The 21,942-nt window shown below is 66.1% G+C and carries 23 protein-coding genes and 1 pseudogene; 11 read left to right on the top strand and 13 right to left on the bottom strand.

What is annotated here, in order from left to right:
• Nucleotides 1–2 precede the first annotated feature (2 nt).
• Nucleotides 3–899, top strand: a complete 897-nt coding sequence (locus ACV22V_RS05445; protein WP_059529808.1) for a polysaccharide deacetylase family protein — start codon at nucleotides 3–5, stop codon at nucleotides 897–899.
• A gap of 108 nt (nucleotides 900–1,007) precedes the next feature.
• A complete protein-coding gene (locus ACV22V_RS05440) occupies nucleotides 1,008–1,469 on the top strand; it encodes a peroxiredoxin (protein ID WP_006756046.1) in 462 nt (153 codons plus the stop codon).
• A gap of 192 nt (nucleotides 1,470–1,661) precedes the next feature.
• Here the strand turns inward: ACV22V_RS05440 and ACV22V_RS05435 are convergent.
• Nucleotides 1,662–1,906 (bottom strand): annotated as a pseudogene (locus ACV22V_RS05435) (hypothetical protein); the annotation flags it as partial.
• On the opposite strand from ACV22V_RS05435, the gene ACV22V_RS05430 reads away from it, so the two are divergent.
• Complete coding sequence (locus ACV22V_RS05430; RefSeq protein WP_059529806.1) at nucleotides 1,802–3,610, top strand: PhoH family protein; 1,809 nt, start codon at nucleotides 1,802–1,804, stop codon at nucleotides 3,608–3,610. The pseudogene ACV22V_RS05435 and the gene ACV22V_RS05430 overlap by 105 nt on opposite strands.
• A 236-nt stretch (nucleotides 3,611–3,846) precedes the next feature.
• The gene (locus ACV22V_RS05425; RefSeq protein ID WP_448013193.1) at nucleotides 3,847–4,905 is read left to right on the top strand and encodes a C40 family peptidase; all 1,059 of its coding nucleotides are present in this window, start codon (nucleotides 3,847–3,849) and stop codon (nucleotides 4,903–4,905) included.
• Nucleotides 4,906–5,030: 125 nt separating this feature from the next.
• On the opposite strand, the gene ACV22V_RS05420 is transcribed toward ACV22V_RS05425, so the two are convergent.
• The 10 genes from ACV22V_RS05420 to ACV22V_RS05375 form a co-directional block, all read right to left on the bottom strand.
• Nucleotides 5,031–6,041 (bottom strand): inorganic phosphate transporter, encoded by a 1,011-nt coding sequence (locus tag ACV22V_RS05420; protein WP_059449911.1) that lies wholly within the window; start codon nucleotides 6,039–6,041, stop codon nucleotides 5,031–5,033.
• A gap of 10 nt (nucleotides 6,042–6,051) precedes the next feature.
• Nucleotides 6,052–6,678 (bottom strand): DUF47 domain-containing protein, encoded by a 627-nt coding sequence (locus ACV22V_RS05415; protein WP_044847234.1) that lies wholly within the window; start codon nucleotides 6,676–6,678, stop codon nucleotides 6,052–6,054.
• Between the two features lie 146 nt (nucleotides 6,679–6,824).
• Nucleotides 6,825–8,207: a replicative DNA helicase gene (locus tag ACV22V_RS05410; protein ID WP_044847233.1), complete on the bottom strand. Its 1,383-nt coding sequence runs from the start codon at nucleotides 8,205–8,207 to the stop codon at nucleotides 6,825–6,827.
• Nucleotides 8,208–8,342: 135 nt separating this feature from the next.
• On the bottom strand, nucleotides 8,343–8,795 hold the full coding sequence (gene rplI / locus ACV22V_RS05405) for a 50S ribosomal protein L9 (RefSeq protein ID WP_047900882.1): 453 nt from the start codon (nucleotides 8,793–8,795) through the stop codon (nucleotides 8,343–8,345).
• 27 nt (nucleotides 8,796–8,822) lie between these two features.
• Complete coding sequence (gene rpsR / locus ACV22V_RS05400; RefSeq protein WP_004193360.1) at nucleotides 8,823–9,098, bottom strand: 30S ribosomal protein S18; 276 nt, start codon at nucleotides 9,096–9,098, stop codon at nucleotides 8,823–8,825.
• 4 nt (nucleotides 9,099–9,102) lie between these two features.
• Nucleotides 9,103–9,402, bottom strand: coding sequence for a primosomal replication protein N (priB, locus tag ACV22V_RS05395; protein ID WP_006486250.1), 300 nt, complete (start codon nucleotides 9,400–9,402; stop codon nucleotides 9,103–9,105).
• A 40-nt stretch (nucleotides 9,403–9,442) separates the two neighbouring features.
• Nucleotides 9,443–9,817: a 30S ribosomal protein S6 gene (gene rpsF / locus ACV22V_RS05390; protein WP_006755436.1), complete on the bottom strand. Its 375-nt coding sequence runs from the start codon at nucleotides 9,815–9,817 to the stop codon at nucleotides 9,443–9,445.
• Between the two features lie 243 nt (nucleotides 9,818–10,060).
• Nucleotides 10,061–10,960 carry a zf-HC2 domain-containing protein gene (locus ACV22V_RS05385; RefSeq protein ID WP_448013192.1) on the bottom strand — a complete coding sequence of 300 codons (900 nt, stop codon included), beginning with the start codon at nucleotides 10,958–10,960 and terminating at the stop codon, nucleotides 10,061–10,063.
• A complete protein-coding gene (locus tag ACV22V_RS05380) occupies nucleotides 10,950–11,597 on the bottom strand; it encodes an RNA polymerase sigma factor (RefSeq protein WP_059529797.1) in 648 nt (215 codons plus the stop codon). Before ACV22V_RS05380 ends, ACV22V_RS05385 begins: the two co-directional genes overlap by 11 nt.
• A 162-nt stretch (nucleotides 11,598–11,759) precedes the next feature.
• Nucleotides 11,760–12,671, bottom strand: a complete 912-nt coding sequence (locus ACV22V_RS05375) for a LysR family transcriptional regulator (RefSeq protein ID WP_059529794.1) — start codon at nucleotides 12,669–12,671, stop codon at nucleotides 11,760–11,762.
• Between the two features lie 183 nt (nucleotides 12,672–12,854).
• Here ACV22V_RS05375 and gcl point away from each other — a divergent pair, with 183 nt between their 5' ends.
• The 4 genes from gcl (at nucleotide 12,855) to lysM (ending at nucleotide 17,359) form a co-directional block, all read left to right on the top strand.
• A complete protein-coding gene (gene gcl, locus ACV22V_RS05370; protein ID WP_059529790.1) occupies nucleotides 12,855–14,630 on the top strand; it encodes a glyoxylate carboligase in 1,776 nt (591 codons plus the stop codon).
• Nucleotides 14,631–14,674: 44 nt separating this feature from the next.
• Nucleotides 14,675–15,484: a hydroxypyruvate isomerase gene (gene hyi / locus ACV22V_RS05365; RefSeq protein WP_175947637.1), complete on the top strand. Its 810-nt coding sequence runs from the start codon at nucleotides 14,675–14,677 to the stop codon at nucleotides 15,482–15,484.
• A gap of 54 nt (nucleotides 15,485–15,538) precedes the next feature.
• The gene (locus tag ACV22V_RS05360; protein ID WP_059693297.1) at nucleotides 15,539–16,432 is read left to right on the top strand and encodes a 2-hydroxy-3-oxopropionate reductase; all 894 of its coding nucleotides are present in this window, start codon (nucleotides 15,539–15,541) and stop codon (nucleotides 16,430–16,432) included.
• Nucleotides 16,433–16,888: 456 nt separating this feature from the next.
• Nucleotides 16,889–17,359, top strand: a complete 471-nt coding sequence (gene lysM / locus ACV22V_RS05355; protein ID WP_021162125.1) for a peptidoglycan-binding protein LysM — start codon at nucleotides 16,889–16,891, stop codon at nucleotides 17,357–17,359.
• A gap of 83 nt (nucleotides 17,360–17,442) precedes the next feature.
• Here the strand turns inward: lysM and ACV22V_RS05350 are convergent, their stop codons facing one another.
• Nucleotides 17,443–18,465, bottom strand: coding sequence for an asparaginase (locus ACV22V_RS05350; protein WP_059817606.1), 1,023 nt, complete (start codon nucleotides 18,463–18,465; stop codon nucleotides 17,443–17,445).
• 271 nt (nucleotides 18,466–18,736) lie between these two features.
• Here ACV22V_RS05350 and ACV22V_RS05345 point away from each other — a divergent pair, with 271 nt between their 5' ends.
• From ACV22V_RS05345 to ACV22V_RS05335, 3 genes are all read left to right on the top strand, one after another.
• On the top strand, nucleotides 18,737–19,027 hold the full coding sequence (locus ACV22V_RS05345) for a PsiF family protein (RefSeq protein ID WP_044843641.1): 291 nt from the start codon (nucleotides 18,737–18,739) through the stop codon (nucleotides 19,025–19,027).
• Nucleotides 19,028–19,344: 317 nt separating this feature from the next.
• Nucleotides 19,345–19,806: a hypothetical protein gene (locus ACV22V_RS05340; RefSeq protein ID WP_059464355.1), complete on the top strand. Its 462-nt coding sequence runs from the start codon at nucleotides 19,345–19,347 to the stop codon at nucleotides 19,804–19,806.
• A 226-nt stretch (nucleotides 19,807–20,032) separates the two neighbouring features.
• Nucleotides 20,033–20,620 carry a BPSL1445 family SYLF domain-containing lipoprotein gene (locus ACV22V_RS05335; protein WP_059449922.1) on the top strand — a complete coding sequence of 196 codons (588 nt, stop codon included), beginning with the start codon at nucleotides 20,033–20,035 and terminating at the stop codon, nucleotides 20,618–20,620.
• A 99-nt stretch (nucleotides 20,621–20,719) separates the two neighbouring features.
• Here ACV22V_RS05335 and ACV22V_RS05330 read toward each other — a convergent pair whose 3' ends face one another.
• Entirely contained in the window at nucleotides 20,720–21,784 is a 1,065-nt protein-coding gene (locus ACV22V_RS05330) for a glycosyltransferase family 4 protein (protein WP_059529776.1), read from the bottom strand.
• Nucleotides 21,785–21,942: the final 158 nt, after the last annotated feature.

The raw sequence follows: 21,942 nt of genomic DNA, 5'->3' as shown, positions 1-21,942 counted from the left end.
GCTTGGCTCGTATCGTCCTCAAGATCGACGTCGACACGCTGCGCGGCACGCGCGAAGGCGTGCCGAACCTCGCGCGCATCTTCGACCGCTTCAGTGCGCGCGCGACCTTCCTCTTCAGCCTCGGGCCCGATCACACGGGCTGGGCGCTGCGGCGCGTGTTCCGCCCCGGCTTCCTGAAGAAGGTGTCGCGCACGTCGGTGGTCGAGCATTACGGCGTGAAGCAGCTGATGTACGGCGTGCTGCTGCCGGGCCCCGACATCGGCCGCCGCGCGATCGCGGACATGCGCGCGATCCACGAGGCCGGCTTCGAATGCGGGATCCACACGTGGGATCACGTGTACTGGCAGGACAACGTGCGCGTGCGCGATCGCGACTGGACCGCGCGTGAAATGCAGAAGAGCCACGCGCGCTTCGTCGACGTCTTCGGCGCGCCGCCCGTCACGCACGGCGCGGCCGGCTGGCAGATGAACGACGCGGCGTTCGAGCAGATCGACGCATGGGGGATGCGCTACGCATCCGACGGTCGCGGCCATTCGCCGTACCTGCCCGTGGTCGGCGGCCGCACGCTGTCGCACGTGCAGATGCCGACCACGCTGCCGACGCTCGACGAAGTGCTCGGCATCGACGGCATCGACACGCACAACGTCGCCGCGCATATCCTGAAGTTCACGGAGACCAATCCGCACGACCAGGTGTTCACGCTGCATGCGGAACTGGAAGGCCAGAAGCTCGCGCCGGTGTTCGAGCAACTGCTCGCCGGGTGGCGCGCGCAGGGCCATACGTTTGCGACGATGGGCGATTACCACGCGACGCTGGACCGCGACTCGCTGCCATCGTACCCTGTCACGTGGGGCGAGATTCCCGGCCGCTCCGGCGAACTGATCGTCCAGCCCGACTGAGTTCGCGCGCGCCGGCGCCGCCGGCCCCGCCCTTGCGGCGTGCCGCCGCAACGTCCCGCCGTACCGCGCCGCCCGAGCGGCGCCTTTCCATAACAACAGGAGAAACACGTGTCCGTCGAAGTTGACCGTCAAGTTCCCGATTTCACCGCACCGGCTACGGGCGGCGACATTTCGCTGTCCGACCTGAAGGGCAAGAAGCTCGTCCTGTATTTCTATCCGAAGGACAACACGCCGGGCTGCACGACCGAAGGCCTGCAGTTCCGCGATCTCTATCCGAAGTTCAAGAAGGCCGGCGCCGAAGTCATCGGCGTGTCGCGCGACAGCCTGCGCTCGCATGACAACTTCAAGGCAAAGCTCGAACTGCCGTTCCCGCTGATCTCCGATGCCGACGAAGCGCTGTGCGCGCTGTTCGATGTCATCAAGATGAAGAAAATGTATGGCAAGGAAGTGCGCGGAATCGAGCGCTCGACGTTCCTGATCGACGCCGACGGCGTGCTTCGCCAGGCTTGGCGCGGCATCAAGGTGCCCGGTCACGTGGACGACGTGCTAAGTGCTGTACAAGCGCTTTGAGCCGCGTTATATTGGGCCGCAATGAATGCCAGTTCGCCCCATATTTCTCGTAGCTGCACCGGTGCCCGTTGCGATGCTTTCCGGCACCTGACGCGCATTACGACGGTATCAGCCGAGCCGCATGTCCCTGTCGACGGGGCAGCGGCTTTTTTTATGGACTGCGCGCCGGCCCTCGGTCCGGCCCTCACCCCGTCAAGGAGCTGATCGACACTTAGGCGAACCGGCTAGACGATATTCCTGTGCGCCACCGCGCGCAAACTGCATGCGTGTACGTCACGCAGGATGCGATCAGCGGCGCACTTCATGCGACACGATTCCTCCCGAGGGACACCATGCCTTTGCCTACCCCCCCCAGCAAGCTCGGCAGCCTGCTGCCGCCCGACGAATACAAGGCGAAAGCGCGGCCCGCGAAAGCCGCGAAGAAATCCGCCGAAGGGGACGCATCCACAGCCGGTGACTATGGCCCGGCCAGCGTGGCCCAACCGATGACCGAAGCCGCGAACACGGCCGCGCCGCTGCGCGCCGTCGCGTCGTCGGCGCAAGAAGCCGCGAGCACACCCGCGCGCGGCCGCAAGACCAAACAGACCGCGGCGCTGCTGCAGCCGATGCAGGCGCCGGTCGAAGCTGCGCCCATCGCGCCGGTCGAGGCACGCCACGACAAGCCCGCCGCCGGGAAACCGGCCGCGGCGCCCGCACGCGATGCCGGCGCCGCGACGAAGTCGCGCAGCCGCAAGCCGGCCGAGGCCGAGCTGCAGAAGCTGTTCGTGCTCGACACCAACGTGCTGATGCACGACCCGAGCAGCCTCTTCCGCTTCGAGGAACACGACGTCTATCTGCCGATGATGACGCTCGAGGAACTCGACAACCACAAGAAGGGGATGTCGGAAGTCGCGCGCAACGCGCGCCAGGTGAGCCGCACGCTCGACGCGCTGGTCGCCGACGCGGGCCCGATCACGAACGGCATTCCGCTGTCGCGCCTCGGCAGCCGCGAGGCGCTCGGCCGCCTGCACTTCCAGACGACGCTCACCAACATTCCGCCCGTCGAAGGCCTGCCGGAAGGCAAGGCCGACAACCAGATCCTGGGCGTCGTGCGCGCGCTGCAGCGCGACCGGCCGGACCGTCAGGTCGTGCTGGTGTCGAAAGACATCAACATGCGGATCAAGGCGCACGCGCTCGGCCTGCCCGCGGAAGACTACTTCAACGACCAGGTACTCGAGGACAAGGACCTCCTCTATACCGGCGTGCGCGAACTGCCGCAGGACTTCTGGACCCGGCACGCGAAGGGCATGGAGAGCTGGCAGGACACGAAGACGGGCACCACGTACTACCGCGTGACGGGCCCGCTCGTCGCGTCGATGCTCGTCAACGAGTTCGTCTATCTCGAGCCGCAGAACGGCGAACCGACGTTCCATGCGATCGTCCGCGAGCTGAACGGGAAGACGGCGCTGCTGCAGACGCTGCGCGACTACAGCCACCACAAGAACAACGTGTGGGGCATCACCGCGCGCAACCGCGAGCAGAACTTCGCGCTGAACCTGCTGATGAACCCCGAGATCGACTTCGTCACGCTGCTCGGCCAGGCCGGCACCGGCAAGACGCTCGTCGCGCTCGCGGCCGGCCTCGCGCAGGTGCTCGACGACAAGCGCTACAACGAGATCATCGTGACGCGCGCGACCGTGCCCGTCGGCGAGGACATCGGTTTCCTGCCCGGTACCGAGGAAGAGAAGATGCAGCCGTGGATGGGCGCATTCGACGACAACCTCGAAGTGCTGCAGAAAACCGACGACGCAGCCGGCGAATGGGGCCGCGCGGCGACGCAGGAGCTGATCCGTTCGCGCCTGAAGGTGAAGAGCATGAACTTCATGCGCGGCCGCACGTTCGTCGACAAGTACCTGATCATCGACGAAGCGCAGAACCTCACGCCGAAACAGATGAAGACGCTCGTCACGCGCGCGGGCCCCGGCACGAAGATCGTGTGCCTCGGCAACATCGCGCAGATCGACACGCCTTACCTGACCGAAGGCAGTTCGGGCCTGACCTACGTCGTCGACCGCTTCAAGGGTTGGGGCCACAGCGGCCACGTGACGCTCGCGCGCGGCGAACGCTCGCGGCTCGCCGACTACGCGTCGGACATTCTGTAACGCGCGACCGGCCGACCACCGGCCGTCGACGCCATGCGGCGCTCCGTTTCCGGAGCGCCGTTTTTATTTTTGGGGTCGGAAACGTTGGTCACGCTTCGTTACGCAACAGCCTCACTTACGCGCGAAACTTCAAGTAAATTCTCAGGAATGGTTGCCTAAGCCCCGCCGGAACGTCTACCATCGGGTCTGTCTGTTGTCATACGATTCGCGAGCGTTCCGCGCTCGTCCGCCTTGTCATGCTTCGAATCTGGGTTCCCGTCGCCGTCGTTTCACTGCTCGCGGCCTGCTCCAGCGTGCCGCCGCAGTCGGCTTCGCGCACCTCCGGCATGAAGATCACGACGCCGCGCGCGTTCCCGGCGCCCGCCAATTTCCCGAAATTCGTCGATCACAGCGTCGGTCAGGAAGAGATTTCGATCCAGGCAATGAGCCTCGTCGGCGTGCCGTATCGCTGGGGCGGCAACACGCCGACGAGCGGCTTCGACTGCAGCGGGCTCGTGCGCTACGTGATCGGCCGCGCGGCCGACGTGAACCTGCCGCGCACGACCGCCGACATGAGCAGCCGCGGCGTGTCGATCGACCCCGACCAGGTCGCGCCGGGCGACCTGATCTTCTTCAATACGACCGGCCGCCCGCACTCGCACGTCGGCATTTACGTCGGCAAGCTGCGCTTCGTCAACGCGCCGTCGACCGGCGGCACCGTGCGGCTCGACTACCTGACGAACCCGTACTGGGCCAAGCGCTTCGACGGCATTCGCCGCGTCGCGCCGCCGCGCGGCACGCCGGCGCCGTTCGATGCGCCGACCTACGAGGCACGACGCGATGCGCCGACGGCCGCACCGGCCCCGGTCGTCGCAGCCGCCGCGGCGCGGCAGCCGGCCTACGCTTCGTCACAAGCCGGCGCGGCACCGTCGCCGGCTCCGGTCATCCAGGCAGCGCCGGTCGTATCGACCGCAGCGGTCGCCCCGGCAGCCGCCACGACCGCCGATCCGTACGAACCTCCGCCGCCGCGCGTGCCGGCAGCCCAGCAGCAGGCGGCGTCCGCGAATGGCGAGATGACCGCGATGACGGCGACCACGGCCCCAACGGAGACCGGCACGCAGATTCCGACGACGGCACTGACGGCCGCCCAGGCTGCCGCGTTCGATGCGGAGCCCCCGCCCGCCGCCGCCGCGACGTCGCCGCGCGGCATCGAGCCCGTGCAGGTACTGCGTGCGTCGACGCAATCCGCACCGCTCGGCCCGCGCACCGGCACCGCGGACGATCCGATCGCCCGCTTCGCGAACGGCAGTTACTGACCGGCCCCATCCCGGCGGCAACCCCGCCATTCCCGGCCCATCCGCGCCTTTCCCGATCTCCAAAGAAAAATGCGCCGCAACCTTTCGGTGTGCGGCGCATGTCGCGTCGTCAGGGAGCGTCGGAATCAGAAGATCTGATGCCCGACCCACCATCCGCCCGCAGCGATCAGCGCGGACGCCGGAATCGTCAGCACCCAGGCCCACACGATATTACCGGCAACGCCCCAGCGCACGGCCGACAGCTTCTGGGTCGCGCCGACGCCGACGATCGCACCGGTGATCGTGTGCGTGGTCGACACTGGAATGCCGAGAAACGACGCGATGAACAGCGTGATCGCCCCGCCGCTTTCTGCACAGAAACCGCCGACCGGCTTGAGCTTCGTGATCTTCTGGCCCATCGTGCGGACGATGCGCCAGCCGCCGAACAGCGTGCCGAGACCCATCGACAGGTAGCACGCGCCGATCACCCACGCGGGCGGCGCATCGGAGGTCGCCGACGCATAGCCCGACGCGATCAGCAGCATCCAGATGATGCCGATCGTCTTCTGCGCGTCGTTGCCGCCGTGGCCGAGGCTGTACAGACCGGCCGACAGCAGCTGGAGCCGGCGGAAGCGCCGGTCGACCTTGCTGGGAGCGGTACGGAAATACAGCCACGACACGCCGAGCATGAACAGCGAGCCGAGGATGAAACCGAGCAGCGGCGAGATGAAGATGAATGCGACGGTCTTCATCAGGCCGTCGATGTTCAGCGAGCTCCAGCCGGACTTCGCGAGCGCGGAGCCGACGAGGCCGCCGATCAGCGCATGCGACGAGCTCGACGGAATCCCGTAATACCACGTGATCACGTTCCAGCCGATCGCACCGACCAGCGCGCCGAACACGACATAGTGGTCGACGATCTCGGGATCGATCGTGCCTTTACCGACCGTCTGCGCGACCTTCAGGTGGAAGATGAAATACGCGATGACGTTGAACGCGGCCGCAAACACCACGGCCTGCTGGGGTTTCAGCACCCCGGTCGACACGACGGTGGCGATCGAGTTCGCCGCGTCGTGAAAGCCGTTCATGAAGTCGAATACGAGCGCGACGAGCACGAGCGTCGCGACCATCCATAGGGCGAGTTGTATCGAATGCATCGTGATCCGCTCAGGCGTTTTCCAGCACGATGCCTTCGATGATGTTCGCGACGTCCTCGCACTTGTCGGTGATCTCCTCGAGCAGTTCGTAGATCGCCTTCAGCTTGATGAGCGTCTTCACGTCGTCTTCCTCGCGGAACAGCTTCGACATTGCCGCGCGCAGCACGCGATCGGCCTCCGACTCCCAGCGGTCGATCTCCTCGCACTGCTTGAGGATCTGCGCCGACTGCTTCATGTCGGACAGCAATCCGACGGCCTGCTGCACGTGCTGCGCCGACTGCGTGACGATGTGCGCGAGCTGGCTCGCCTCGGACGTGACGGATTGCACGTCGTACAGCGATACGGCCGTCGCGACGTCCTCCATCAGGTCGAGGATGTCGTCCATCGTCGTGATCAGCTTGTGGATCTCGTCGCGATCGAGCGGCGTGATGAAGGTCTTGTGCAGCAGATCGATCGCTTCATGCGTCAGCTTGTCAGCGGCCTTCTCGGCGGTTTGCACGTTTTGCTTGTGAATCTCGGCGTCGGCGAGATTGTCGATCAGCAGTTCGAGCTCGCGGCCACCGGAAACGATGTGCTTCGCGTGCGCGTTGAAGAGTTCAAAGAACTTGCCCTCGGTGGGCATGAATCGACCGAACATGGGATTCCTGAGAGATTGTCAAACGACTGTCACGAAAACGGGCGATATTGTACCGTTTTCGGTTGCGACGCGACGCGCGCATATGCGCGCGCCGGGATTGGATACAACGCTTGGTGAAATAACGGTTTACATCTGGCGAAGAAGTGTTACTCGCCGTAGAAGTTCTGCGCCCCCGCAAAGTTGTCGAACTTCGTGTATTGGCCCAGGAACGTGAGCCGAACGGGTCCGATTGGGCCGTTACGCTGCTTGCCGATGATGATTTCGGCCGTACCCTTGTCCGGGCTGTCCGGATTGTAGACCTCGTCGCGATAGATGAACAGGATCACGTCCGCGTCCTGTTCGATTGCGCCCGATTCACGCAAATCGGACATCACCGGGCGCTTGTTCGGACGCTGTTCCAGCCCGCGGTTCAACTGCGACAGCGCGATCACCGGCACGTCCAGCTCCTTGGCCAGACTCTTCAGCGATCGCGAGATTTCCGAGATTTCGGTCGCGCGGTTCTCGCCCTGCGACGAACCCGACATCAGCTGCAGGTAGTCGACGATGATCAGGCCGAGCTTGCCGCACTGCCGAGCCAGGCGCCGCGCGCGCGAGCGCAATTCCATCGGGTTCAGGCCGCCCGTCTCGTCAATGAAGAGCTGCGCCTCGCTCATCTTCTGCACCGCGTGCGTCAGCTTCGGCCAGTCTTCGTCCGTCAGCCGGCCGGTACGCATCCGGTGCTGGTCGAGCCGGCCGATCGAGCCGAGCATACGCATCACAAGCTGGGTGCCCGGCATTTCCATCGAAAACACGGCTACCGGCAACCCGTACTCGACCGCGACGTATTCGCCGATGTTCATCGAAAATGCGGTCTTACCCATCGACGGCCGCCCTGCGACGATGATCAGTTCACCGCCGTGCATCCCGGACGTCATCCGGTCAAGGTCGACGAAGCCCGTCGGCGTGCCCGTGACGTCGCTCGGGTTCGCGGTGTGATACAGCGTGTCGATGCGCTCGACGACCTGCGTGAGCAGCGGACCGATTTCGAGGAAGCCCTGGTTGCCGCGCGCGCCCTCTTCGGCGATCGAAAACACCTTCGATTCGGCCTCGTCGAGCAGCTGGCGAACTTCCTTGCCCTGCGGATTGAACGCGTCGGCCGAGATTTCGTCGGCGACCGACACGAGCCGACGCAGCACCGCGCGGTCGCGCACGATTTCCGCGTAGCGGCGGATGTTCGCGGCGCTCGGCGTGTTCTGCGCGAGTGCGTTCAGGTAGGCGAGGCCGCCGACGTCGTCGGCCTTGCCGGACGTGGTCAGCGCTTCGTACACGGTCACGACGTCGGCCGGGCGCGTCGATGCGATCAGCCGGCCGATGTGCTCGTAGATGATCCGATGGTCGTAGCGATAGAAGTCGCCCTGCGACAGGAAGTCGGCAATCCGGTCCCATGCCGCGTTGTCGAGCAACAGGCCGCCGAGCACCGACTGCTCGGCTTCGACCGAATGCGGCGGGACTTTCAGCGATTCGATTTGAGGATCTTGCGGCGCGTTCATGGGTTGGGATTATCGCGAATTGATCGCGGCAGCGCTACCGCTCCGGCGATCGGGCAATAAAAAAGGCAGGCCCCGGTTGCCCGGGCGCCTGCCCTTGTCCGGACGGCGGAAGCCGCCCGGAAAGCTTGCATACGCTTACGCGTGGTCGCCGATCACGTTGACCGTGACGTCGACGACGACGTCCGTGTGCAGCGCGACCTGAACGTTGTGCTCGCCGATCATCTTCAGCGGGCCTTCCGGCATGCGAACTTGCAGCTTCTCGACTTCGAAACCTGCCTTCTTCAGCAGTTCCGCGACGTCGCCGTTCGTGACCGAGCCGAACAGACGGCCGTCAACGCCCGACTTCTGCGTGATTTCGAACGACTGGCCGTTCAGCTTCTCGCCGACTGCCTGCGATGCCGCCAGCTTTTCAGCGGCGATCTTTTCGAGTTCAGCGCGGCGAACTTCGAATTCGGCGATCGCTTCCTTCGTTGCACGGCGAGCCTTGCGGTTCGGGATCAGGAAGTTGCGAGCGTAACCGTCCTTGACCTTGACGATATCGCCCAGGTTGCCCAGATTGGCGACTTTTTCCAACAGAATGATTTGCATTCGAATTCTCCTTATTGCGTCGCCTGATTACGCCTTGTGCTGATCGGTGTACGGCAGCAGCGCGAGGAAACGCGCACGCTTGATTGCCGTGTCCAGCTGACGCTGATAGTGCGCCTTCGTACCCGTCAGACGAGCCGGCGTGATCTTGCCGTTTTCGCCGATGAAGTCCTTCAGCGTTTCCGTGTCCTTGTAGTCGATCTGCTCGACGCCGGCAGCCGTGAAACGGCAGAACTTCTTGCGCTTGAAGAGCGGGTTTTGTTGCTGACGACGCTTGTCGAATTTCTTACCAGTCGGGCGGGCCATGATTTCAGTCCTTTCCTATGTCCTGCAATGCAGTGATGTGAAACACCAAGGTTCTCGCGTTGCGGCTCTTCTTTGCCAGAAAGCCCGTGAACAGCGTTTCGACGCCCATTTCACGACTTTCCAGCTTGCCGCTCGCCTCACCGGCCGCCACCGCCTCGATCGTCATTTCGACCTGACGGGGAATGCCTGCTTCGACGACTTCCGTGCGGTGATGCAACGTGGCGCTTGCGATCGGAACACCTGCCGGCGTATATCGCACCGGTGCGCGTTCGACGACGCTCGCCGTCAATTGCAACCTGTTCACGTGAGTGGCGCGCTCCTTGATGGCTTAATGAGTGACGAACTTAAGCCTGCGCTTCGGTCGGCTGAGCTGCAGCCGCCTTCTTGGCTTCTTCGCGCTGAACTTCCTTCATCATCGGCGACGGGCCGGTCTCGGCCTTCTTCATCTTGACGATGAGGTGACGCAGCACGGCGTCGTTGAACTTGAACGCGTGTTCGAGTTCGTCGAGCGTCGTCTGGTCGCACTCGATGTTCATGCAGACGTAGTGAGCCTTCGCGAGTTTCTCGATCATGTAGGCCAGCTGGCGACGGCCCCAGTCTTCGACACGGTGGATCTGGCCGCCGTGCGTCGTGATCGTGGTCTTGTAACGCTCGATCATCGCGGGCACTTGCTCGCTCTGATCGGGGTGCACGATGAATACGATTTCGTAATGACGCATTACACACTCCTTGTGGATTAAAGCCACCCGGGCGTCTGAACCGGTGTGGCAAGTGAGAAGCCGAAGATTCTAACCCGGATACGGGGCGCATGCAACACCGATCGACGATTTCCGACCGGATTCGGCCATGTTTTCAAAGACTTGAACGGCGCCGGCAGCCGAAAAGGCCGTCGGCGCGCCTGTTCATGAATCGGGGACCGAGCATCGCGCACGGGATGACGTGCCCGGCGACGCGGCCTGCCGTCACTCGCTGCGCGCCCCGCCCAGCCGCGCGTCGAGCGCCGTCCTGAACGCGTCCAGCGCCGACGGTTCGGCGTCGGTCACGGCCCACCACGTCATCCCGGCCGCATCCCAGCGGTCGAGCGCGTACCCCTGCGACACGGCCGCATACGGCGCAGCCTGCCGCCCGACGCCGGCCGGCCACACGTACACGTCGATCACGTGTTGCCGGTACCGGTAGACGAGCACTGCGACGCGGCGCCGCCCGACGTAGTCGAGCCGCCCGCCGGCCAGCGGGAAACCGCTCGCCGACAGATCCTCGACCGGCGGCGCATAGTCGAGTCGGCCGTTGAACCACGGCTTGACCGTATGCCGATCGGTCGAGATCACGTCGATGTCGCGCGCCGACAGGCCGGCCCGAACGTGACTCGCGACCAGTTCGTCGACCGTCTGGCCGGTTTCGGCGTGGCGCGTGGACACCACCATCCCGGCGGCCGCGGCCAGCGCGATCACCAGCGCCATGCCCCAGCCGAGCCCCGGCAGCGCCGGGACACGCGGCCCCGGCCCGGCAGGCGCCGGGCGAGCCGGCTCGCCGCGCCCGGTCGGCCATGAAAACCAGCGGCGACCGTTCGGTCGAGGCCGCGGCCGCGCCGCCGCGTCAGGCCCCGGTTCCGCGTGGGCTTGGCTGCGCTCCCCCGCGCCGCCCGCCGCCGGCAGCCCCGCGAGGATGCTCGCCCGCAGCGCATTCGGCGCGCGGTGATAGTCGGCCTGCCGCACGATCCGCCCCAGCGCGACGATTCGTTCGCGTTCGCGGCGGCACGCGTCGCACCCTTCGACATGCCGCTGGATGCGCAATGCATCGGGCGCCGACAGCTCGCGGTCGACGTCCGCGTCCAGCAACGCTCGCGCTTCGTTACAGTCCATCGATCGCCTCCGATGCGGTTCCGCTTGCCGACGCTCGTCCCGGCGCGGGTTTGGACGTCGACGCCGGCGCCGCAGCGTCGCCCAGCAGCGCGGCGAGCCTGCGCCGGCCGCGCGCAAGCCGCGACATCACGGTGCCGACGGGCACGTCGGCGATCGCCGCGATCTCGCGGTAACTCAAATCCTCCATCTCGCGCAGCACCAGCACCTCGCGATATTCGGGCGCCAGCTTCGCGAGCGCCGCATTCACGAGCCTCACGTTCTCGCCGCGCAGCAATTGCGCGAGCGGATCCTCGGTCGCCGGCTGCCAGTCGTCGGGCACCTCCGTGTCGTCGAGCGTGTCGGGCAATGCGACCTCGTGCGCGTGGGTGCGGCGGCGCCATTCGGTGTACCAGGTGTGGCGCACGATCGTCAGCAGCCACGGCCGCGCGTTGTCGCCGCGGCACGAGTCGACGAAGCGCAGCGCGCGCATGCACGCGTCCTGGACGACGTCGTCCGCGTCGCCCGCATTGCCGCTCAGCCAGCGCGCGAGGTTGTACGCGGCGTCGAGATGCGGCAGCACGAGCGCGCGAAACCGCTCGCCGCGCGCGACCGCGTCGTCCTCCGTCCGTTCGTCGACCGCCTGTCCGGCTTGCCCCACATGGCCTCCCTCGTCCCGGCGGCCGAAGCCGCGCCCGTTCCGCGCCCGGCGCCCGGACAGACCGGCAGCGTGCGCACTCGATGACCTTACCGCCGCTGCGTCGAGTTTATTCCCGCATGCAGCCGACGATGCGCAAAAAAATGCCGGAACCTGCCGCGTCCGTTACGGCGTGGTGCTCCAGTAGCCGGGGCGCGCATACGCTTCGCGCAGGTAGTCGATGAAGTAGCGCACGCGCGCGGGCACGTAGCGCTGCTGCGGATAGACCGCGAGGATGTCGTAGTCCGGCAGCGCATATTCGTCGAGCACCGTCTCGAGTTCGCCCGTCTCGAGCTGCGCGGCGATTTCCCAGGTCGAGCGCCAGCCGAGCCCGAGGCTTTCCGCCACCCAGCGATGCAGCAGCTCGCCGTCGTTGCAGTCGAGATTGCCGGCCACCCGCATCGTCACGATCTTGCCGTGGCGCTGGAAATACCACCCGCGGTTCTGGCCCCCCTGCAGGTTGAACGCGAGACAGTTGTGCCTGAGCAGGTCGTCGAGCGACTTCGGCCGGCCGTGGCGGCGGAAATAGTCGGGCGTGCCGCACACGACACGCCGGTTCGACGCGAGTTTGACCGCGACGAAGTTCGGGTCGACCGAGCCGCCAATCCGGATCGACAGGTCGTAGCCTTCGCGCACGAGATCGACGACGCGATCGGTCAGGTTGAACGACAGCTGCATTTCCGGCTTGTCGACGAGGAAACCGGGCGCGTGCGGCGCCACGTGCTTGCGGCCGAACGCGGCCGGCGCGGACACGATCAGATGCCCGCTGACCGCGCGGCGGCCGGCGGCCAGCTCGTTCTCGGCCTGGTCCCATTCGGACAGCAGCCCGCGGCAGCGCTCGAGGAACGCGGCGCCCTCCTCGCTCACCACCAGCCGCCGCGTCGAGCGGTACATCAGCTTCACGCCGAGGCGCTTCTCCAGCGCGTCGATGCGCCGCCCGAGCACCACCGGCGACACGCCCTCCTCGAGCGCGGCCGCCGCGAGGCTGCCCGCGTCCGCGACCCGCACGAACGTCTCGATCTGCTTGAAACGATCCATCTCCCGTCTCCGTCCCGTCTCCGTCCCGGCTCCGACACCGGCGGGAAAGCCCCGTCCGGCCGTCATTCCATACTTTTAGTTTCGAAATAAGCGACTTCGGCTGATCTTATCAAACCTTTCCTGCGTCCCTAAAGTGTTCCCAACAGACCGATTCGCAAGATCCGCACATTCAAGGAGACATTCATGGCCAAGATGAGAGCCGTCGACGCAGCCGTACTCGTGCTCGAGAAGGAAGGCATCCAGACCGCATTCGGCGTGCCGGGCGCGGCAATCAACCCGTTCTATTCCGCGATGCGCAAGTCGGGCGGCATCAGCCACGTGCTGGCCCGCCACGTCGAGGGTGCGTCGCACATGGCCGAAGGCTTCACGCGCGCCGCGCCGGGCAACATCGGCGTGTGCATCGGCACGTCGGGCCCCGCCGGCACCGACATGATCACCGGTCTCTACTCCGCGTCGGCCGACTCGATTCCGATCCTCGCGATCACGGGCCAGGCGCCGCGTGCGCGCCTGTACAAGGAAGACTTCCAGGCCGTCGACATCGAGTCGATCGCGAAGCCCGTCACCAAATGGGCCGTCACCGTGCGCGAACCGGCGCTGGTGCCGCGCGTGTTCCAGCAGGCGTTCCATCTGATGCGCTCGGGCCGCCCGGGCCCGGTGCTGGTCGACCTGCCGATCGACGTGCAGCTCGCCGAGATCGAATTCGACATCGACACGTACGAACCGCTGCCGGTCTACAAGCCCGCGGCGACCCGCGCGCAGATCGAGAAAGCGCTCGCGATGCTCAACGACGCGGACAAGCCGCTGATCGTGTCGGGCGGCGGTGTGCTCAACGCGGCGGCCGAAGACCTGCTCGTCCAGTTCGCCGAAACGATCGGCGTGCCCGTGATCCCGACGCTGATGTCGTGGGGCGCGATTCCGGACGACCACCCGCTGATGGCCGGCATGGTCGGCCTGCAGACGTCGCACCGCTACGGCAACGCGACGATGCTCGCGTCCGACTTCGTGCTCGGCATCGGCAACCGCTGGGCGAACCGCCACACGGGCAGCGTCGAGGTCTACACGAAGGGCCGCAAGTTCGTGCACGTTGACATCGAGCCGACCCAGATCGGCCGCGTGTTCGGCCCGGATCTCGGCATCGTGTCGGACGCGAAGGCCGCGCTGGAGCTGTTCGTCGCCGTCGCGCAGGAATGGAAGGCCGCCGGCAAGCTGAAGGATCGCAGCGCATGGGTGTCCGAGTGCCAGGAACGCAAGCGCACGCTGCAGCGCAAGACCCACTTCGACAACGTGCCGGTCAAGCCGCAGCGCGTGTACGAAGAAATGAACAAGGTGTTCGGCCGCGACACGTGCTACGTCAGCACGATCGGCCTGTCGCAGATCGCCGCCGCGCAGTTCCTGCACGTGTTCAAGGCGCGCAACTGGATCAACTGCGGCCAGGCCGGCCCGCTCGGCTGGACGATCCCCGCCGCACTCGGCGTGCGTGCGGCCGACCCGCGCCGTCCGATCGTCGCGCTGTCGGGCGACTACGACTTCCAGTTCATGATCGAGGAGCTGGCCGCCGGCGCGCAATTCAAGCTGCCGTACGTGCACGTCGTCGTGAACAACTCGTACCTCGGCCTGATTCGCCAGGCGCAGCGTGCGTTCGACATGGACTACTGCGTGCAGCTCGCGTTCGACAACGTCAACGCACCGGAGCTGAACGGCTATGGCGTCGACCACGTGGCGGTCGCCGAAGGCCTCGGCTGCAAGGCGCTGCGCGTGTTCAAGCCGGAAGAAATCGAGCCGGCGCTGAAGCAGGCGCAGGCGCTCGCGGAAGAGTTCAGCGTGCCGGTCGTCGTCGAAGTGATCCTCGAGCGCGTGACGAACATCTCGATGGGCACCGAAATCGATGCGATCAACGAATTCGAGGAACTCGCCGAGAAGGCCGAACACGCGCCGACCGCGATCTCGATGCTCGACTGATCCGCACGACATTTTTTGACTGACCGACCGAAGAGGCTTAGCTCATGCCGAAGTTTGCTGCAAACCTGACCATGCTGTTCAATGAAGTGCCGTTCCTCGACCGCTTCAAGGCGGCCGCGGACGCGGGCTTCGACGCCGTCGAGTTCCTGTTCCCGTACCCGTACGCGAAAGAGGAACTCGCCGAACGGCTCGAGACGCACCGCCTGCGCCTCGTGCTGCACAACCTGCCCGCCGGCAACTGGGACCAGGGCGAGCGCGGCATCGCGTGCCTGCCCGATCGCGTCGGCGAGTTCCAGGAAGGCGTCGGCCGTGCGATCGAGTACGCGAAGGCGCTGAAGGTGCCGCAGCTGAACTGCCTCGTCGGCATTCCGTCGGCGAGCACGGCGCGCGACAAGACGTTCGTCACGATCGTCGACAACCTGCGCTTCGCCGCCGACGCGCTGAAGCGCGAAGGCATCCGTCTGCTGGTCGAGCCGTGCAACAGCTTCGACATCCCCGGTTTCGCGCTGAACCGCTCGTCCGAAGGGCTCGACGTGATCCGCGCGGTCGGCTCGGACAACCTGTTCCTGCAGTACGACATCTATCACATGCAGCGCATGGAAGGCGAACTGGCCGCGACGATCGAACGCAACCTCGCATCGATCGGCCACGTCCAGCTCGCGGACAACCCGGGCCGCAACGAGCCGGGTACGGGCGAGATCAATTACGCGTTCCTGTTCGCGCTGCTCGACCGGCTCGGCTACACCGGCTACGTCGGCTGCGAATACAAGCCCCGCACCACCACGACGGAAGGGCTCGGCTGGCTGCAAAGCGTCGCCGGCTGCGCACCGGGCTCGGCGCGTCGCGCGGCCTGAGATCCGCCCTTCCCGCGGCTTTCCCACATACGCCCCCATAGGAGACTTTCACACATGGCAACCATCGGTTTCATCGGCCTCGGCATCATGGGCGCGCACATGGCGCGCAACCTGCTCAAGGGCGATCATCAGCTCGTCGTGAACGGTGCGTTCCCGATTCCCGACGACCTGCGCGCCAGCGCGAAGGTCGTCGCGAACTCGACCGAAGTCGCGCAGAACGCCGACATCATCATCTCGATGGTGCCGGACACGCCCGACGTGCGTAACGTGCTGTTCGCCGACGACGGCGTCGCGAAGGGTCTGACGGCCGGCAAGCTCGTGATCGACATGAGCTCGATCTCGCCGCTCGACACGCAGGAGTTCGCGAAGCAGATCAACGCGCTCGGCTGCGACTACCTCGACGCGCCGGTGTCCGGCGGCGAAGTCGGCGCCCGCGAAGCGACGCTGACGATCATGGTCGGCGGCCCGGAGAAGGCCTTCGAGCGCGCGAAGCCGCTGTTCGAGAAGATGGGCAAGAACATCACGCTCGTCGGCGACAACGGCGCGGGCCAGACCTGCAAGGTCGCGAACCAGATCATCGTCGCGCTGAACATCGAAGCGGTCGGCGAAGCGCTGCTGTTCGCCGCCCGCTCGGGCGCCGATCCGGAGCGCGTGCGCCAGGCGCTGATGGGCGGCTTCGCCGCCTCGCGCATCCTCGAAGTGCACGGCGCGCGCATGACGAAGCGCACGTTCGATCCGGGCTTCCGCATCGAGCTGCATCAGAAGGACCTGAATCTTGCGCTCGACGGCGCACGCAAGCTCGGCCTCGCACTGCCGCACACGGCGAGCGCGCAGCAGCTGTTCAGCGTGTGCGCATCGCACGGCGGCAAGGCGTGGGATCACTCGGCACTCGTGCGTGCGCTCGAGATCATGTCGAACTTCGAGATCGGCCAGACGCCGGCCGCGTAACGCCGACGCAACGACGCGCGTATCGCTGCAACGGCGAACGCGCGACGCACACACGCGATCCGGCTGCGGCCGGTCGCATCGATGCGCGCCTGCGCGTGCATCACGGTGGGGCGCCCCGCCGCGCATTGCTGAAATGCGTGCACGGCGGGGCGAAAAACGCCGCTCTGGGCTGAGAGCGGCGTGGTGGGGTCCGCAGCGGCACCCGGCGACGCCGGGGAAGCCTTGGTCGGTCAGACGTCGTCGTCGGGTGTCCGCCTGTCGGATTTCGCGTATTACATTTCTTTACGTTCGGGCGTGCGATTTTTCATGCAATCGTCGCGATGAACGCCTACACTTTCGCCACGCCTTTCGAGAAATCCGCCGCGCCTGCGCTCACCCCGGTGATCGCACCCAGCGCGGTGTTTTTTTCGCCACTTCACGGCGCGTTTTCTTTTCAACCACCTAGGGAGTGCAGCGATGGGTCTTCTTTCGTTTATCAAAGAGGCGGGTGAAAAACTGCTGGGTCACGCCGATGCGCAAGCAGCGGAAGATCCGAATGCCGCGAACCAGACCGCGGCCGATGCGATCAAGAACTACATCAACACGCAAGGTCTCGACACGTCGAACCTGACCGTCGCGTTCGACGGCGCATCGCGCACCGTCACGCTGTCGGGCAGCGTCGCCGACCTCGACACGAAGGCGAAGGTCAAGGTCGCGGCCGGCAACGTGCAAGGCGTCGCGGGCGTCAACGACGACGATCTGCAGCCGGACGATCCGGAAGTTCAGTACCACGACGTGAAGCCGGGCGACACGCTGTCGGCGATCGCCAAGGAAGTGTACGGCGACGCGAACAAGTACCCGGCGATCTTCGAGGCGAACAAGCCGATGCTGTCGAGCCCGGACCGGATCTATCCGGGCCAGAAGCTCGTGATTCCGCCGCAGTCCTGAGCATTCGCGCAGCACTGACGCAAAAAAGGCAGGCCGATGGCCTGCCTTTTTTTCATGCGCGCCGCCCGATCGGCGGCCAGCGGTCACAGCGTGTCGAATGCGCGTTGCAGCGCGTCGCGCCCGTGCATGCCGTTCGCGAGTGCGAGCATCAGCAGCACGCGTGCCTTGAACGGGCTCAGCGACCCGGCGCTCACGAAACCGAGCGCGTCGTCGTTCGCGGCGCCGTTGCGCATCACGTGCCCCGAGCCGACGCGCGACGCACGCACCACGGCGACACCCGCTTTCGCCGCATCGGCGAGCGCCGCCTGCAGCGTCGCGTGGATCGACCCGTTGCCGGTGCCCGCGACGACGAGGCCGCGCACGCCGGCCGCAACGAGCGCGTCGACGGCCGTACGCGTCACGCCCGCATAGCTCGCGACGACTTCGACCGGCGGCCATGTGGCCGCGATCGCCAGGTGCGCATCGCGCGAACGCGTCACGCGGCGCGCGAATTCGACGCGGCCGTCCTGCACCCAGCCGAGCGCGCCCAGTTCCGGCGACTGGAATGCGTCGACCGCGTAAGTGCTCGTCTTCACGACGTCGCGCGCGCCGTGGATCCGATTGTTGAACGCGACGAGCACGCCCTGCCCGCGCGCGGCCGGGTGAGCGGCGACCGTCACCGCGTTCAGCAGGTTCAGCGGCCCGTCGGACGACAGCGCGGTGGCCGGCCGCATCGCGGCCGTCAGCACGACCGGCTTGTCGCCGGTCACGACCAGATGCAGCGCGTACGCGGTTTCCTCGAGCGTATCGGTACCGTGGGTGATCACGATGCCGTCGATCGCCGGATCGGCCATCAGCGCGTCGATGCGCGCGGCGAGCGTATTCCACAGCGGCAGCGCGAGATCCTTGCTGTCGATGCTGGCGACCTGCTCGGCATCGATGCGCGCGACCGACGCGAGCGCCGGCACCGCGTCGAGCAGGAAATTGACGCCGAGCGCGCCGGCCTGATAGCCGGCCGTGCTGGCGGCGTCCGGCGCGGCGCCGGCGATCGTGCCGCCGGTGGCGAGTACGGCGATGCGCGGCAGCGCCGGCGCGGACGAAGAAGTTGCGGAGTTCGGAGTATTCATGGCCGCGATTGTAATGGCTCGCGGCGGGCATCCGGTAGGTCACGTGCGCGCGACCGGAGCCGAACGCGTCGCGTCATGGTTTGTCCCGATGGCCGGCGCGCGCGCGCCGTCAACGGCCACGCCGCCCGCCGCGTTATAGGAATGCCGTTTTGGTGTTTTCACATTGATTTGCCATAATCGGAGCGCGCGGCGCGATGTGACCCTGTTCCGTTGCGCCGGGCTTCGTGACGGCGTCGATATAAAACGCAATTCACCCCATGGGAGTGTCGAAATGAAAATCCAATCGCTCGTAGCCGCAGTGCTTCTCGGCGGCATGCTGGCTTCCCCCGCCTTCGCGGCGAACAGCCAGCAGGACAAGATGAAGGCCTGTAACACCCAGGCCGCCGGCAAGACGGGCGACGAACGCAAGGCGTTCATGAAGGACTGCCTGTCGGCCAAGCCCGCGAAGAAGATGTCGCAGCAGGAAAAGATGAAGGCCTGCAACACCCAGGCCGCCGACAAGAAGGGCGACGACCGCAAGGCGTTCATGAAGAGTTGCCTGAGCAGCCAGCCGGCCGCCTGAGTTCCGGCGCTCCCGCGCGAATGCCGCGCACCGCTTCGGCGGGCGCGGCATTTTTCTTTTCGTTGCACGCGCATCGACGCGCGCGATGACGCCGGATGCGTCGCCGTGCCGTCCGGCCGACGGCATCGCCGCCGTCGCCATATGCGCCACCGCCCTCCCGCCGCACTCCCCCGCGCGCCGTACGAATGCCGCCACATGGTGCGGCAATTCGCCGCGATTTCTTCTATGATGGCTGCAACGCGGCCCACCCAAGTACAAGAAGCGCCATCGGGCCGCCCTCGAGACAGACGCGCACGCCGCGTCAAACGGAGGCATGGATGGCATGGAGACAACACCGCTGGTTCCGCCGCTGGCTGATCGTGATCGTGTTCTGGGCCGTGCCCGTCGCGATCGTCGCCGTGCGCGAGATCCGCGAGGAAATGGCGTACAACAAGGCCGACCTGCAGCTCGCGCTGACCACCTGGCAGCTCACCGATGCACAGCAGGCGGCAGGCGCCGCCGCGAAGTGCCACGGCGATCCTGACGCGGCGCGCGCCGCCGGTTGCCCGGCCGACGTGCTGGCCGCCAACGCGGCACGTCAGCAAGCGGCCCGGGACGAATACGTGGTGCGCCGCAATACGCTCGCCGGTTATCTGTGGCACGCATTCGTCGGCTATTGGGTCGTGCCGGCCGCGTTCCTGTTCGCGTGCGGGGTCGTGATCGCGCTGATCCGCCGCGCGCTGCGGCGCCCGCCGATCAAGCCGCCCGCCCCGCCGGCACCGCCCGTCACGCCGCACTGACGCGCAGCAACGCCCCCTTCCGTTTTCCTGCCGCCCCCGGCCGGCCGCGCGACGTATCGCCGTACGCGCGCCGGTCCGTCCGTTGGCGCGCCGCGACACCCCAAAACGATTTGACGCCTTTTCATGCGCGAATGAAAAGGGGTTGTAATCCACTGTGATATAACTGCCGACGTGATCCGCTCCTTGAGCGAGACTCACTCCGAACATCACCCGATGGAGAAGAACGATGCAAAAACGGAACCTTGTGCTGAAAGCCGCCGCTGCGCTCATCGTCGGCAGCCTTGCGCTCACCGGTTGCACCACCACCCCCGACAAGCCCGACAATGCCGCGACCAACGCGTCGAAGCGTCAGGCGATCGACTCGAGCGTCGATGCAACGCTGTCGCGCATGTATTCCACGGTCAAGGGTTCGCGCGAACTCGTCGCGAAGTCGCGCGGCGTGCTCGTGTTCCCGGACGTGATCCAGGCAGGCTTCATCGTCGGCGGCCAGACGGGCAACGGCGCGCTGCGCGTCGGCGGCAGCACGGTCGGCTACTACAACACGTCGTCGCTGTCGGTCGGCCTGCAGGCCGGCGCGCAGTCGAAGGCGATCGTGTTCCTGTTCATGACGCAGGAAGCGCTCGACGAATTCCGCGGCTCGGACGGCTGGGCAGCCGGCGCCGGTGCATCGGTCGCGCTCGTGAAGATGGGCGCGAACGGCGCGGTCGACACGACCACGGCCACCGCGCCGGTCCAGGTCATCGTGCTGACCAATGCCGGCCTGATGGGCGACGTGTCGATCAACGGCACGAAGGTCACGAAGCTGAAGATCTGACGCCGAGGCGTCCTCGCCCGTGCGCACCGCGCGCGGGCGATGTACAAACGGCGATGTCCTTGCGGGCATCGCCGTTTTTTTATCCGCGCGCGTGACGCGTCAGGTCGTCGAATCGATCACCTTGAAGCGCGAGCGCTTCTGCGCGCGAATCAGCGACTGGTACACGTCGACATACTGCTGCGCCATCCGCCGCGACGTGAAGCGCTCCTCGAAGCGCTGCCGCACGCGTGCGCGCGGCAGCAGGTGCAGCCGGTTCACGGCGGCCACCGCGCTGATTTCGTCTTCGACGATGAAGCCCGACACGCCTTCGTCCAGCACCTCCGGCACCGCGCCGCGATTGAACGCGATCACCGGCGTGCCACACGACATCGCCTCGATCATCACCAGCCCGAACGGCTCCGGCCAGTCGATCGGAAACAGCAGCGCATGCGCGCCCGACAGGAATTCGGCCTTCTGATGGTCGGCGATCTCGCCGATGTATTCGACGTGCGGGAGGGCGAACAGCGGCTTGATCTCGCGTTCGAAGTATTCCTGGTCCGCCGCGTCGATCTTCGCTGCGATCCGGATCGGCAGCCCGCACTGGCGTGCGATGCGGATCGCCGTGTCGACCCGCTTCTCCGGCGAGATGCGGCCGAGGAACGCGAGATAGCGCGGCTCGACGGGCTGCGGCAGGTACAGTGCGTCGGGCAGCCCGTGGTACACGGTCGTCAGCCATTTCGCCTGCGGCAGCGGCTGGCGCTGCGAATTCGAGATCGAGATCACCGGCGCGGTGTTGAACGTGTCGAACACCGGTTGCTGCTCCGGCAGGTCGAGCCGGCCGTGCAGCGTCGTCACGTACGGCGTGTCCTGCCGGTTGAAAACCGAAAACGAGTAGTAGTCCATGTGGAAATGGAGCACGTCGAAATCCTTCGCGCGGCGCGCGACCGTCTCCATCAGCAGCATGTGCGGGGCGACGCGATCGCGGATCGACGAGTCGAGCCGCAACGCGCGCGGCCACACCGGTTCGAGCCTGGCCCGGGTCGTCGAATCGCCACTGGCGAACAGCGTCACGTCATGGCCGAGGTCGACGAGCGCCTCGGTGATGTAGGACACGACGCGTTCCGTGCCGCCGTACAGCTTCGGCGGCACGGATTCGGTCAGCGGGGCGATCTGGGCAATTCTCATGGTCCACGTCTCCTGTGTCCTCGGTCGGCCGGCACGGGGGCAGATGCACACCGCGCTGCGTGCGGCATGCGGCCGGCATCGCGCCGGCCGAATATCTCATTATTATTCGTGATCCCGATGCCCGGAAGCACCGGGCTTTCATTTTATGGGCGTTGTTA

It is taken from the genome of Burkholderia sp. AW33-5, from assembly GCF_053427615.1.
This window is presented reverse-complemented; position numbering and strand designations above follow the sequence as displayed.

What these genes read in the sequence shown, in the direction of transcription:
- ACV22V_RS05415 (WP_044847234.1), bottom strand. Translation starts at nt 6,678, where the DNA reads ATGTTCGGTCGATTCATGCCCACCGAGGGCAAGTTCTTTGAACTCTTC.
- ACV22V_RS05430 (WP_059529806.1), top strand. Translation starts at nt 1,802, where the DNA reads ATGCCTTTGCCTACCCCCCCCAGCAAGCTCGGCAGCCTGCTGCCGCCC.
- ACV22V_RS05425 (WP_448013193.1), top strand. Translation starts at nt 3,847, where the DNA reads ATGCTTCGAATCTGGGTTCCCGTCGCCGTCGTTTCACTGCTCGCGGCC.
- ACV22V_RS05340 (WP_059464355.1), top strand. Translation starts at nt 19,345, where the DNA reads ATGGCATGGAGACAACACCGCTGGTTCCGCCGCTGGCTGATCGTGATC.
- lysM (WP_021162125.1), top strand. Translation starts at nt 16,889, where the DNA reads ATGGGTCTTCTTTCGTTTATCAAAGAGGCGGGTGAAAAACTGCTGGGT.
- rpsF (WP_006755436.1), bottom strand. Translation starts at nt 9,817, where the DNA reads ATGCGTCATTACGAAATCGTATTCATCGTGCACCCCGATCAGAGCGAG.
- ACV22V_RS05375 (WP_059529794.1), bottom strand. Translation starts at nt 12,671, where the DNA reads ATGGATCGTTTCAAGCAGATCGAGACGTTCGTGCGGGTCGCGGACGCG.
- ACV22V_RS05345 (WP_044843641.1), top strand. Translation starts at nt 18,737, where the DNA reads ATGAAAATCCAATCGCTCGTAGCCGCAGTGCTTCTCGGCGGCATGCTG.
- ACV22V_RS05420 (WP_059449911.1), bottom strand. Translation starts at nt 6,041, where the DNA reads ATGCATTCGATACAACTCGCCCTATGGATGGTCGCGACGCTCGTGCTC.
- rpsR (WP_004193360.1), bottom strand. Translation starts at nt 9,098, where the DNA reads ATGGCCCGCCCGACTGGTAAGAAATTCGACAAGCGTCGTCAGCAACAA.
- ACV22V_RS05330 (WP_059529776.1), bottom strand. Translation starts at nt 21,784, where the DNA reads ATGAGAATTGCCCAGATCGCCCCGCTGACCGAATCCGTGCCGCCGAAG.
- ACV22V_RS05360 (WP_059693297.1), top strand. Translation starts at nt 15,539, where the DNA reads ATGGCAACCATCGGTTTCATCGGCCTCGGCATCATGGGCGCGCACATG.
- rplI (WP_047900882.1), bottom strand. Translation starts at nt 8,795, where the DNA reads ATGCAAATCATTCTGTTGGAAAAAGTCGCCAATCTGGGCAACCTGGGC.
- ACV22V_RS05410 (WP_044847233.1), bottom strand. Translation starts at nt 8,207, where the DNA reads ATGAACGCGCCGCAAGATCCTCAAATCGAATCGCTGAAAGTCCCGCCG.
- gcl (WP_059529790.1), top strand. Translation starts at nt 12,855, where the DNA reads ATGGCCAAGATGAGAGCCGTCGACGCAGCCGTACTCGTGCTCGAGAAG.
- ACV22V_RS05335 (WP_059449922.1), top strand. Translation starts at nt 20,033, where the DNA reads ATGCAAAAACGGAACCTTGTGCTGAAAGCCGCCGCTGCGCTCATCGTC.
- hyi (WP_175947637.1), top strand. Translation starts at nt 14,675, where the DNA reads ATGCCGAAGTTTGCTGCAAACCTGACCATGCTGTTCAATGAAGTGCCG.
- ACV22V_RS05350 (WP_059817606.1), bottom strand. Translation starts at nt 18,465, where the DNA reads ATGAATACTCCGAACTCCGCAACTTCTTCGTCCGCGCCGGCGCTGCCG.
- ACV22V_RS05385 (WP_448013192.1), bottom strand. Translation starts at nt 10,960, where the DNA reads ATGGACTGTAACGAAGCGCGAGCGTTGCTGGACGCGGACGTCGACCGC.